At 52.1% G+C, this 11,686-nt stretch carries 16 protein-coding genes, 1 tRNA gene and 1 pseudogene; 11 read left to right on the forward strand and 7 right to left on the reverse strand.

From position 1 onward, the window contains the following. Positions 1–409: pseudogene (locus NG42_RS23100) on the forward strand (hypothetical protein); the annotation flags it as partial. Continuing rightward, positions 406–810, forward strand: coding sequence for a DUF7674 family protein (locus tag NG42_RS19325; RefSeq protein ID WP_052902275.1), 405 nt, complete (start codon positions 406–408; stop codon positions 808–810). The pseudogene NG42_RS23100 and the gene NG42_RS19325, both read left to right, overlap by 4 nt. Positions 811–876: 66 nt before the next feature. Here the strand turns inward: NG42_RS19325 and NG42_RS19330 are convergent, their stop codons facing one another. Beyond that, positions 877–1,179, reverse strand: a complete 303-nt coding sequence (locus tag NG42_RS19330) for a SymE family type I addiction module toxin (protein ID WP_052902277.1) — start codon at positions 1,177–1,179, stop codon at positions 877–879. Between the two features lie 482 nt (positions 1,180–1,661). Continuing rightward, complete coding sequence (gene yejK, locus NG42_RS19335) at positions 1,662–2,669, reverse strand: nucleoid-associated protein YejK (protein ID WP_052902279.1); 1,008 nt, start codon at positions 2,667–2,669, stop codon at positions 1,662–1,664. A gap of 151 nt (positions 2,670–2,820) precedes the next feature. Between yejK and NG42_RS19340 the strand changes: the two genes are divergently transcribed. From NG42_RS19340 to NG42_RS19350, 3 genes are all read left to right on the forward strand, one after another. Further along, entirely contained in the window at positions 2,821–3,039 is a 219-nt protein-coding gene (locus NG42_RS19340; RefSeq protein WP_052902281.1) for a YejL family protein, read from the forward strand. A gap of 30 nt (positions 3,040–3,069) precedes the next feature. Next, positions 3,070–4,824 (forward strand): LPS biosynthesis-modulating metalloenzyme YejM, encoded by a 1,755-nt coding sequence (yejM, locus tag NG42_RS19345; RefSeq protein ID WP_052902283.1) that lies wholly within the window; start codon positions 3,070–3,072, stop codon positions 4,822–4,824. Positions 4,825–4,895: 71 nt separating this feature from the next. Then, a tRNA-Pro gene (locus NG42_RS19350) sits at positions 4,896–4,972 on the forward strand. A 65-nt stretch (positions 4,973–5,037) separates the two neighbouring features. Here NG42_RS19350 and NG42_RS19355 read toward each other — a convergent pair. The 4 genes from NG42_RS19355 to NG42_RS19370 form a co-directional block, all read right to left on the reverse strand. After that, complete coding sequence (locus NG42_RS19355; RefSeq protein WP_052902285.1) at positions 5,038–5,388, reverse strand: type II toxin-antitoxin system PemK/MazF family toxin; 351 nt, start codon at positions 5,386–5,388, stop codon at positions 5,038–5,040. After that, on the reverse strand, positions 5,389–5,652 hold the full coding sequence (locus NG42_RS19360; protein WP_052902287.1) for an AbrB/MazE/SpoVT family DNA-binding domain-containing protein: 264 nt from the start codon (positions 5,650–5,652) through the stop codon (positions 5,389–5,391). Positions 5,653–5,773: 121 nt separating this feature from the next. After that, positions 5,774–6,010 carry a putative hemolysin gene (locus NG42_RS19365; protein ID WP_052902289.1) on the reverse strand — a complete coding sequence of 79 codons (237 nt, stop codon included), beginning with the start codon at positions 6,008–6,010 and terminating at the stop codon, positions 5,774–5,776. Between the two features lie 89 nt (positions 6,011–6,099). Next, on the reverse strand, positions 6,100–6,570 hold the full coding sequence (locus tag NG42_RS19370; RefSeq protein ID WP_052902291.1) for an Lrp/AsnC family transcriptional regulator: 471 nt from the start codon (positions 6,568–6,570) through the stop codon (positions 6,100–6,102). A 132-nt stretch (positions 6,571–6,702) separates the two neighbouring features. On the opposite strand from NG42_RS19370, the gene NG42_RS19375 reads away from it, so the two are divergent. From NG42_RS19375 to NG42_RS19385, 3 genes are all read left to right on the forward strand, one after another. Beyond that, positions 6,703–7,116, forward strand: coding sequence for a DUF2000 domain-containing protein (locus tag NG42_RS19375; protein ID WP_052902293.1), 414 nt, complete (start codon positions 6,703–6,705; stop codon positions 7,114–7,116). Between the two features lie 122 nt (positions 7,117–7,238). Then, complete coding sequence (locus tag NG42_RS19380; RefSeq protein WP_052902295.1) at positions 7,239–7,445, forward strand: hypothetical protein; 207 nt, start codon at positions 7,239–7,241, stop codon at positions 7,443–7,445. A 131-nt stretch (positions 7,446–7,576) separates the two neighbouring features. After that, on the forward strand, positions 7,577–8,326 hold the full coding sequence (locus NG42_RS19385) for a 4'-phosphopantetheinyl transferase family protein (RefSeq protein WP_052902297.1): 750 nt from the start codon (positions 7,577–7,579) through the stop codon (positions 8,324–8,326). On the opposite strand, the gene NG42_RS23045 is transcribed toward NG42_RS19385, so the two are convergent. Further along, positions 8,323–8,499: a hypothetical protein gene (locus NG42_RS23045; RefSeq protein ID WP_173581505.1), complete on the reverse strand. Its 177-nt coding sequence runs from the start codon at positions 8,497–8,499 to the stop codon at positions 8,323–8,325. The two genes, NG42_RS19385 and NG42_RS23045, sit on opposite strands and share 4 nt — an antisense overlap. Positions 8,500–8,705: 206 nt before the next feature. Between NG42_RS23045 and NG42_RS19390 the strand changes: the two genes are divergently transcribed. The 3 genes from NG42_RS19390 to NG42_RS23675 all read left to right on the forward strand — a co-directional run. Beyond that, positions 8,706–9,704, forward strand: coding sequence for an LLM class flavin-dependent oxidoreductase (locus NG42_RS19390; protein WP_052902299.1), 999 nt, complete (start codon positions 8,706–8,708; stop codon positions 9,702–9,704). 68 nt (positions 9,705–9,772) lie between these two features. Continuing rightward, positions 9,773–10,930, forward strand: coding sequence for an amidohydrolase (locus tag NG42_RS19395; RefSeq protein ID WP_052902301.1), 1,158 nt, complete (start codon positions 9,773–9,775; stop codon positions 10,928–10,930). A gap of 127 nt (positions 10,931–11,057) precedes the next feature. Continuing rightward, the coding region (locus tag NG42_RS23675) for an NtaA/DmoA family FMN-dependent monooxygenase (protein WP_052902334.1) at positions 11,058–11,686 on the forward strand (629 nt) is incomplete at its 3' end.

Raw genomic sequence — 11,686 nt, forward strand, 5'->3', positions numbered from 1 at the left:
TGCGCCGAATCCGCTGAGTTGGATCGATCCGCTAGGACTTGCTACCTGTTCTGTTAATACGTTAAGAAATGCAAGAAAGAATAACCATGCCATTTCACCTTCTCAGCGACAGAAAATTATTGACTCTATAGATAACACCAAGCTTAAAGGTATTTTCTCTGAACTATATCGTCCCGGAGCAAATATTCCTGATGGAGGAACTGCGGCATCTATACTGCATACGAAAACCACAGGGCAACTGGTCAGTGGTTCTGATCATATAGCTAAGGGAACAAGCTATCTGGAAGCACTTAAAAGACTTACCAGTGGCACAGGGAAATATAAAGGAGAAGTGCTCATTGATTCTGATAGAAGTTTGGCCAGTTATATGATGAGCGATCTAAAAGAAGCTCTAGGGTTTATTCCATGATAATAGATACTGCTGTTCATAAATTAAAAGAGTGTTTTCCTGTATTTGATGGAACTTATGATGGTGAAGATGATGTATATCTGGCATATGGTTCTTTTGGATCATTTATTTTAGATTTGATCAACATATACATGTCTGATGTTAAGGCTTCTCAAAATTATTTTTATTATAATCTGAAAAAGATGTATAAAAATAGTGATTCTGTTGAGAGTGAAATATATAAAATATTTTCATTTATTGATGAGATATTTTTGGGAGGTGATAAATCTATGAGAGATGTGCTAAATACATGTATTTTTGAAGCATTGATGGGAAATGATTATAGTTATAATTTATCTCGTAAATATTTTAGCAAAGAGACATACAATCACTACTTAGAAATAACTAAGAGAGTTATTTAACACTGTAGTCGTAAAAATAGCCGGAAAAGATCCCCCGATCTTTCCGGCTATTTTTTTAGCTGTCCGTCATGCCAGCACCGCCTTTATCCGCTGACGGGCCTGCCCCAGCTCTTCCTGCTGGGACTTCAGTTGCTGTTCCTTCGCCCACAGTCGCCTCTCTTCCGGGCCATCCGGGATCAGCATCAGGCAGCCGTCCATCACTTTCAGACTCACCCCGGTTCCCACCTCAAACCCCGCCTCACGTAGCCACTTGCCGGACAGGTTCACTGCCGGTGTACTGTTAGCGTCGCGTTGCGGCCTGTATCCCACAATACAACGCCGTTCCGTTTTGGAAATCCCCTGTCCTGACTTAAAATCGTGTTCAGCCATGATCAACTCCTGCTAGTTGCTTGTGGTCAGCGGCGTTGCTGTGTTCCCGCACAGCAGCACCACGCTGAAACAGACTCAGCCCCGCTCGCCAGCTTCCGCACCCGCCCCGGTCCGTGCGGTCATGCAAACCCGTCGTTCCCTCCGGCTTTCGTGTGGCAGAGCGCCGCAGGTGTCGCTTGTGGGTCTCGCCAGCCCGCGCCCGGCAGACGGCCAGCCGCCGTTATGAAGGTCACAACCCCGGAAAAACAAGGCTGGCAGCGACTGACGCCGCTGCTATGATGGCGATGGCGCATGCAGAGAAAAACACGGCGAAGCGGTAGCGTGCACGGGGCAAAAGTGCGCGTCGGGGCTGCCGGGTTAAGCGGCGGCTGCTGACGTGAAAAACCGCCACTAAAAAGCTATCACCATCAGCAAGTTAAGTGCATTAATAAGTACGATGGCATCGGGATGCGCCCGATAGGGTTATCGGGTGGTTTAAACTTTTAGTTGCCACCACCGGTGCGGCGCTGCAACTGGTCACGCAGATTTGGCGGCGTGCCTTTTATCGTCAAGGTATCGGTCGCCGGATCCCAAAAAATGCGCTCACCCAACAGCATGGCGTCAAAGTTCAGGGTTAACCCCCCGCCACTACCCGCAAACTTGGTCAGCTGGCGTAAGGTGCTGCGATCCGCGGGAAACGTCTCTTCCAGCTCGTAGCCCTGCTCCTGGGTAAAGGCCTGGAAGGTCTTTTCACCCAGTGGAGGTAGCTCTTTAGAGAGATCTTCCAGCGCGATCTCTTCACCGGCCTGCAACTGTTCATTGCAGTAACTGTAAACCTGCTGACGATAATTCTGCCGCTCACCCTTATCCAGTTGGGATTCGGCGCAGTAATCATCCACCGCCTGCAATAAGCCGCGGTTTTGCGCTTTGGTATCCAGACCGACGCTGGCTCCGAGGAAATCCATAAAGAAATCCGCGACTTTGCGCCCCACGCGTCCGCGTAAGAAAGTCAGATAGCGGGTGGACTCAGGATTGGTTTCCCATTCGGTCAGATCGATACGTGCCACTATATCGGCATGGTTAATATCCAGATAGTGCGTCGTGCTGATATCCAGCTCTTCATTAACGCGCATACTGTTCTGGCTGCTCAGCACCGCCACCAGCAAATACTCTACCGCCAGGTAGCGATAGTGGCAAAACAGCACCACGCCGCCTTCAGCAAAAGGATATTTGGCCAGTTCATCACGCAGTCGGCCGGTTGCTGCGCGGCTAAACGCAAGGAAATCATCCTCACCTTTACGACAATTGCGCAGTGCATCGGCCAGTTCGCTCTCTTCATTAAACAGACCGTAGGCTTTGCTTTTCGCGCTATACACGCGATGCAGCTCTTCCACCATCGCCTCAACCGTGGCGTTAGTTGGCAGCAGCGACTCACGCAAAACCAGCTCCAGCGTCTGCTCATCACGCTTGATCAGCTGGTGGAGGGCAATCTGGTCGATATCAAGACTCATGTCAGACTCTCCTAAATGGGACAGGCGCGTATTCAATCACTGCGCGACGCCTCAAGCAACCACCAATAACATGCTTCTTTCGATAAAAGTGCGGTAAAAATCGCGCTGATACGTTAAGATAGCGCCCTTTAATACTTGAATAATTCTACTTATGCCACAATCATCCCGTTATAGCGACGAACGCGTGGAGAAGCTCCTCGCAGAACTGGTCAACGTACTGGAAGAAAACCAGACGCCAACCGATCTTTCCCTGATGGTTTTGGGAAATATGGTGACCAATCTAATTAATACCAGCGTTGCGCCGGCTCAACGCCGCGTGCTGGCTCGTTCCTTCGCCGATGCACTTCAGTCTTCAGTCCGCGAAGATTAAGCCCATTAATGTGATGATCCAGACCCGAATATGGTAACCAACCGGCAGCGCTACCGTGAAAAAGTCTCCCAGATGATTAGCTGGGGGCATTGGTTCGCGCTGTTTAATATCATTTTTGCCTTTATTTTAGGTAGCCGTTACCTGTTGGTGGCCGACTGGCCCTCTTCGCTGGCCGGTCGTATCTACGCGTTTACCAGCTGGATTGGTCACTTTAGCTTCGTGGTGTTTGCCGCCTATCTGCTGATTATCTTCCCGCTGACGTTTATCGTTATGTCGCAACGGCTGATGAGGTTCCTCTCAGCGATTGTGGCCACCGCCGGGATGACGCTGCTGTTAGTTGACAGCGCGGTCTTCAACCGTTTCCATCTGCACCTCAATCCGGTGGTGTGGGAACTGGTGGTTAACCCCGATCAAAGCGAGATGGCACGCGACTGGCAACTGATGTTTATCAGCCTGCCGCTGATTTTCCTCGTGCAGATGCTGTTTGCCACCTGGAGCTGGCAGAAGTTGCGCAGCCTTAACCGACGCAGCTTCGGTAAGCCGCTGGCGGCGCTGTTTATTACCGCCTTCTTTACCAGCCATCTGATGTATATCTGGGCTGATGCCAACTTCTATCGCCCGATAACCATGCAGCGCGCCAATCTGCCGCTCTCTTACCCGATGACCGCCCGTCGTTTCCTTGAGAAACATGGCCTGCTTGATGCGCAGGAATATCAGCGTCGTCTGGTGCAGCAGGGTAATCCGGAAGCGTTGTCGGTAGCGTATCCGCTCAGTGATATCACCTTCCGCGACGGCGGCAGCAGAAATAATTTACTGGTGATTACCGTCGACGGGCTGAATGAAGCGTCGATGGCGAAAGCAATGCCTAATCTGAATCAGTTTGCGTCAGAAAACGTGCGCTTTAATCAGCATTTCAGCGCTGGAAGTTCCAGCGACGCCGGGCTGTTCGGGCTGTTTTATGGTATTTCCCCCAGCTATATGGATGGCGTGCTGTCGTCGCGCATCCCGTCGGCACTGATGAACGCACTGAGTCAGCAAGGTTACCAGTTCGGCCTGTTTGCTTCGGACGGCTTCAGCTCGCCGCTGTATCGTCAGGCGCTGCTGACCGACTTCTCCCTGCCCTCTTCCGAGAATCAGCCCAATACGCAGACCACCGAACAGTGGAAAAGCTGGCTGGACGGACAGCAACCTCATGGTGCACCGTGGTTCTCCTATATCTCCTGGGATAGCCTGAACGAGACGGATGAGCAGGGGCAAAATATCAGCCGCCGTTATCTGCGCAGCGCCGCACAGGTGGATCAGCAAATTCAGCAGGTCCTGAATCGACTAAAAGAGAAAGATCTGCTGAAAAACACCGTGGTGATAATAACCGCGCAGCGCGGTGTGGCGCTGGATGAACGTGACAATCACAGCGGTAACCGCGCGATCTTGCAGGTTCCGCTGGTGGTGCACTGGCCAGATACCCCCGCGCAGCAGGTCAATAAGCTGACCAATCATCAGGATGTGATGACGACGCTGATGCAGCGCTTATTGCATGTGCGTACTGCGCCGGGAGAATATTCTCAGGGTGAAGATCTGTTTGCTGCCCAGCGTCGACATAACTGGGTCGCCAGCAACGAAGATCGCCAGTTGGTGATCACCACGCCGCAAACGACGCTGGTGCTGAACAGTAATGGCAGCTATCAGGCTTATGATAAGAACGGCGAGCGGCTGAAAGATCATAAACCGCAGCTGGCTTTGCTGTTACAGGTGCTGACGGACGAAAAAAGATTCATTGCTAACTGATTATTTATAAAGCAGTTAAGCGATTTCTGACTTGCAATCGATCGCGGAAAAGGTAGTATAATTTTACTGTTCGGCACGTAGCGCAGCCTGGTAGCGCACGGTCATGGGGTGTCCGGGGTCGGAGGTTCAAATCCTCTCGTGCCGACCAAATAATCCTGAAGAACCAGCCCGTTGCGGCTGGTTTTTTTTATAGCCGGGATTTAATTGCCTGACTTACTGTGGATCAATGATATCGACCAGCGTCATTACCACTTCATCGATAAGATGTGATTCAGCCAGGATGATAAACTTCGCCCGCCGCTCAGTAAGATCTAATGCACGAACCTGATGACACAGTACCACCCCGTTAACGGTACCTTTTAGCGTACTCCCCCCATCCACAACAACAGTGACTCCACGCGCGTTAGCACCCGTTGAAATGGGGCAGCAAATCGCCACGCCCAGAGCCAGGTTCAATGCCTCTTCGGTTAACACGATATAGTAATGAGGGCCTCTCAGTTCACGCCCTTCTAGCGGATCCGGATCAATAAGCCAGACTTCCCCCTTCCGTGGTGTACGCGCCATTTACCAGCTCTCCTTACCCTTAGCAATCAGCTCCGGTACGCTTGCATTTAACTGGTGAATTTCGTCACTGTCGATATCCTGTAACAGTTCCTCAAGCGTTTTTCTGCCGCGGGGCTTCCTGCGGGCAGGCTTCACGCTAACGGAATTTCCGTCAGTGTTAACCTCCACTTCCTCCCCGACGACCCAACCCATTGCAACTGCAATATGCTTAGGTAAGGTCAACGAGATGGCTCCACCGCTCTGCCTTAATTTTACAATCGCCATGATCACCTCCTTCGGTAGCACATTGCAGCACTGGTTAAAATGCAATCAATACACCACCGTGATTTTCACCTTTTTCACTTAACCTCAATGTCAGAAATCGCCTGTCTTCAAATGCCCTGCATTATTGATGATCGCGACGATACAACGCCCACTCATCAATACGTTCACCGCCTGGCAGCAGACAGTCGGATCTGACGCCCTGAGTGGTCTGAATATTCTCTGATTTACCGCCTTTTTGTTGGCAATAAACAGATGCCGGGTTTGCCATCCTGATACTGTTCGGCGGCGGCGGCGCTTCGCGCTGCGTGGTACACCCTGCCAGCAGGGTTAACGCCATCAGACAACTTAATTTCTTCATCGTGATCCTTATTTGATGTAGTGAAACATATGCAGTGTAAAGCGGCAGAGCGTGCCAGAATCCGCAATGGCAACCATCCACTGATTATTTTAGCGCAACATCTCCACCGGTAGTCCGGCGGCTTGCTTTAACTCGCGCAGCACAAAGGTGGTTTCCATCTCTTTAATCCCCGGCAAACGGCGAATAACCGTCATGGCAAAATCAGAGTAATGCTCCAGATCGCGCTCAACCACCTGTAACAGAAAGTCGGAACTACCAGCAGTGGCATAGCAGGCGATCACTTGCGGCAACTGGCGTACATCACTTTCAAAGCGCATCGCCTGCTCAGCATTATGGCTGTCAATTTTAATGCGGATAAACGCCAGGATTCCAAAACCGAGTTTCTTCCGATCGAGGTTTGCCTGATAACCCTTAATGACTCCCTGCTGTTCAAACTGCCTGATGCGTCGCCAGCATGGCGAGGCGGCCATTCCTGAACGATCCGCCAGTTCCTGATTCGTCATCCGCCCTTCACTTTGCAACGCAGATAACAGGGTGATTTCTTTAATATTCATTCCCATGAAAAATTATTCCTAAAATCATCATTACAACGGATATTTCTACCTTAAATCGCTGCATTGACGCAAAGAAAGAAAAAATATACCGGCAAATATCGATAAGATATTTTTCACTTTCTGTTACGGAGTCGCAAAGTGAATAATTATCGTGTGGTTATTGTGGTCAATCCTGAAATGTCACCAGGTTATCTGGCGAATACTGTCGCCACGCTTTCAGCCGGGCTGGGTGCCAGGTTTCCGCTGCTGCTCGGCGCTAAACTGTCGGATGCCGCCGGTGTTGCCATAGATGCCAGTTCAAAGCTGCCGATAGCAATATTGCAGGCCAGCCCCGACAGCCTGCACCAGCTGCTGGCCAAAGCCGGCGGTTCTGACGCCATGCAGTCAGTGGTCGCCTTCCCGGCTTTTGCCCGACAAATGCATGATTTCCCAGAATATGCTGAACAATTTACCCGGCGTCAGTTGTTACAGGAGCCGCTTGATGGCCTGGCATTATGCGGCCCGCAACAGTGGGTTAAATCGCTGACCGGATCGCTGAAATTATTACGCTAAAGAGAGGAGCCGCTGGCAGTAAAATTGTCTGGCCTTTTTCTCAATTCATCTGATTGCAACAAAAATGTCACATAACTCTCTTAAGCTGTTGGCACAAAATTGCCAAAACGGAATCATTTATCATGGTAATCATCAAAGCAAAAAATGACCGGGACGCTGAAGAGTTGCTGCATTCAGGGATAAATAAAGTAGAACTGGCTTATGATATTGGCAGCGACGATTTCTTTCGTCTTGCCAGCCGTTGGTGTGAAAAAGGCGCGAGAATTACTAAGGGCCACAACCATTTTATCGTGTCGTTAAAAGGCTTCGCCATCCCGCCGAATGATTAAGCGCACGGTTACTGGCTAATCGCCTGCTCAGGGCAGTGTCACTGCTGCCCTGATGATCCTTCAGCCAGTTAATTGATATTTTGAGCAATTACTGCTGTAATCCGGCCACCTTTTATTCACTTTTTCAGGCTATGTTTACTCCCTTCACCGCTGTTGATTACCCCGCCAGCCGGTTTATCAGCCAGCTGCGGCAGACCACGCTGCACGACTTTCCCTGGCTGAGCCTGACAGAGATTCGTTTTGATCTTCAGCAGTTTGATTCCGCGCTGTTCAGCTTCTACGCCATACCGCAACCAGCCCATCTCAGTCAGGCGGTGAATAAGCGACGGGCTGAATATCTTGCCAGCCGCTATGCGGCGCGCATTGCGTTGACATCGCTGGGGATTAGCGATTTTCTGCTGGACAATGACGCGGATCGTGCACCGATCTGGCCTGCTGGCATTATTGGTTCGCTGTCGCACACCGCACAACGCGCGGTAATTGTCTGCGCAGCCGTCCGGCCGCAGCGCATGGCGGGCGTGGATGTTGAGCTGTTGATGAAAGCCGACTCCGCACTAGAGCTGAGTGAAATCATCGTCTCTGCCGACGAGCTGATTTATTTAAAGCAGTGTGGGATACCGCTGACCAGTGCCTTAACACTGGCTTTCTCGCTAAAAGAGAGCCTGTATAAAGCGGTCTATCCGCAGTTGCGGCAGTTTATGGATTTTCACAGTGCGGAAGTGATCGCGCTGAATGGCGAAACCGGTCAGGCGCGCTTGCGACTGACGCGCGATTTTAGTCGCGAGTTCCCGGCGGGGCGCCAGTTTATCGGTTATTTTCAGCAACAACAGGATGAAATCATCACGCTGGTGGTGGATGATGTTCATCCTGCTGGCGATTAATCTCTGCTCTGATGCGACCCGCGGTCAGAGTGCTGCGAAGACAGGCCATTGAAATCAACGCCGTACAGCTCCGCCATCGGCATCATCGCCTCCACTACCCGACAGCTGTCCAGCGTTGCCATGCCAGAGGGTACATGGAAAAAGCGCGTAAAATGCAGCCATAAACCTTTCATCGTTACTCTCCTCCGTCGAATGAAATGCCATTAAACCGCGCCACCCGACGACGGCAAAATGCTAATTTCTGCCAACAAAACCCATTCATCAGCAATACGCCGCTAATCCCGTTTATCGACTTCATTAAGCAATTTTTGTTGTTTTACATCACCTGACAGCGACTTCAATAATTGCCCGCACTGAATGCTTTTAAGGAATCAAGCTGATGACCTGGCGACTGAGCCTGTTAGACAAAAGCCCGCTTGCCGACGGAGAAACGCCTTCGCAGGCGCTGGCACGCACCCTCGAACTGGCTAAACGCGCTGAAGAGTGGGGTTTCCATCGCTTCTGGCTGGCAGAGCATCACAACACACCATCACTGGCCAGCCCGTCTCCTGAAGTACTGATCGCCTGGATCCTCGCGCAGACTCAGCGGATACGTGTCGGTTCCGGCGGCGTGATGTTGCAGCATTACAGCCCCTATAAAGTGGCAGAAAACTTTAATTTGCTGGCTTCGCTGGCGCCAGGCCGCGTCGATCTTGGTGTCGGCAAAGCGCCGGGCGGATTACCTCTCTCCACCCGCGCCTTACAGCAGGGTCTGCATCAGGACGAAAAAGGCGACTTCGCTGCGCAACTGGAACAGCTGGATGGCTGGTTACGCCCTGCCACTCAGGATGCACAGCAGGATAGCCTGCATGCCACGCCGCTGCCGACACAGCCGGCACAACGTTTTCTGCTGGGAGCCAGTGAAGGCAGCGCGCGTCTGGCGGCCAGTCTCGGCTGGCAGTTTGTCTTTGCCGCACACCTTAATGGCGATAGTGAAGAACAAGCGCGGGCGCTTACCGCTTACCACAGCGACAGCGGCGGCCAGCGGGCGATTCTGGCGGTTCAGGTGATCGTCGCCTCTTCAGCGGCCGAAGCGAATCTCCTGGCGCAGGATCTGCAACAGTATCGCGTCCATACCCCGAGCGGTCAGAGCGTTACCGTTGGCAACCTTAAGCAGGCTGAAGCGTTTATTCGCCAGTCAGGGGCAGAAGGATCGCGTATTGAACCCCGCTCAGCCTCGGTATTAAAAGGCACCGCCACGCAGGTTCACGCGCAATTAGACGCACTGCATCAGCGTTTTGCCATTGAAGAATTTATTATTGATACCCCGCTCAGCAATGCGCATGACAGAATCAAATCGCTCGAATTATTAGCCAGCCACCAGCTGGTGACCGCATAACAGTAAAATGATGATAGCCACTATAAAAGGTCAATAAGGCCACCTGAACACTAACCAATGGAATATTTATGACCACTGCACTGAGTCAGCAGCTTATTTCCTGGCGACGTGAGCTGCATAAAAACCCGGAGCTTTCCGGCGAGGAATTTGCCACCACCGAGCGTATTCGACGCTGGCTGGATCAGGCAAATATCCGTCAGCTTAATTATCCCCTGAAAACCGGCGTCATTGCTGAAATAGGCAGCGGCGAACCGTTAATTGCGCTGCGCGCCGATATTGATGCCCTGCCGATTGAAGAGAGCAGCGGTGTCGATTTCAGTTCGCAACATGCAGGCGTGATGCATGCCTGTGGGCATGACGTTCACAGTTCGGTGATGCTGGGGGCGGCACTGCTGCTGAAAGCACGCGAAGCCGAACTGACCGGACGCGTGCGCATTCTGTTCCAGCCAGCCGAAGAGACCTTCACCGGCGCACAGCAGTTGATTGATGCTGGCGTGCTGAAAGACGTGCAGGCTATTTTTGGAATGCATAATGCGCCTGAATTACCTGTCGGCACCTTCTCCGCCCGCGGCGGTCCGTTCTACGCAAACGTCGACCGCTTTGTGATTCGTGTCACCGGTAAAGGTGCCCATGCCGCCCGTCCGCAGGAAGGCGTGGACTCAATTGTCACTGCCAGCCAGATTGTTACCGCGCTGCAAACCCTGCCCAGCCGCAGCTTTAGCTCGCTGGAGTCAGTGGTGGTCAGCGTCACCCGTTTCCACGGCGGTAATACCTGGAATGTGCTGCCGCAAACGGTGGAACTGGAAGGCACGGTACGCACCCATAATAACAGCGTGCGCGCCGCCATTCCGGAAAAAATACGCCAGGTCATCCAGGGCGTTGCGGCGGCTTTTGGCGCGCAGGTGGAGCTGGAATGGCAGGCCGGACCACCGGCACTGGTCAATACCGAACACTGGGCCACCTTCAGCCAGCAGGTGGCCGCCGAAAGCGGCTATCGGCTTAAACCGGCAGAGATTCAGATGGGGGGGGAAGATTTTGCCTTCTATCTGCATCATGTACCGGGGGTGTTTGTCAGTATTGGCAGCGCCAGCGAATATGGCCTGCATCACCCACAATTTAACCCCGATGAAGCGCTGATTCTGCCCGCTGCCGATTATTTCGCCCGTCTGGCGGAGCAGGCACTGAGTTCGCTGACGCAATCGACGCCACAGGCGGTGAATGCCTGACCGTCCGGCGGGATATTCCCGCCGGGCTTATTGATATTTACTGCTGTTAATTGCCAGATTTGTTGTTTTACTAAATAAGCTCACTCGGGAATAGTGCTATTCACCAGTTGAATACATTGAGTGAAATATGGCAACGCAACGACAATTACGCTTAGGAACAATATTACACGGCGCATCGGGAAATATGTCCGCCTGGCGTCATCCCAATGCCCGGCCCGATGCCAGTATTAATTTAGATTTCGTCAAAAGCGTGGCGAAAAAGGCTGAGGAAGGAAAGCTGGATTTCCTGTTCGTTGCCGACGGACTGTATATTAATGAAAAATCGATCCCGCATTTTTTAAACCGCTTCGAGCCCATTACTCTGCTCAGCACACTGGCCAGCGTCACTACCCATTTAGGACTGGTCGGCACCCTCTCCACCTCTTACAGCGATCCTTTTACCGTGGCGCGTCAGTTCGCCAGCCTCGATCATTTAAGCGGCGGTCGCGCAGGCTGGAATGTCGTGACTTCGCCGCTGGAAGGGTCGGCAAAAAACTTCTCCCGCCAGCAACACCCGGAACATGCGCTGCGCTACCGGATTGCCGATGAGTTTCTCACCGTCACTAAAGGGTTGTGGGACTCATGGGAAGATGATGCGTTTATCCGTAATCAACAGAGCGGCGAATTTTTCGACCCGAATAAGCTGCATACCCTGAATCATCACGGTGATTTCTTCCAGGTGCAGGGTCCGCTGAATATTGGCCGCACGCCACAGGC

Source organism: Winslowiella iniecta, assembly GCF_001267535.1.
GTDB lineage: Bacteria > Pseudomonadota > Gammaproteobacteria > Enterobacterales > Enterobacteriaceae > Erwinia > Erwinia iniecta.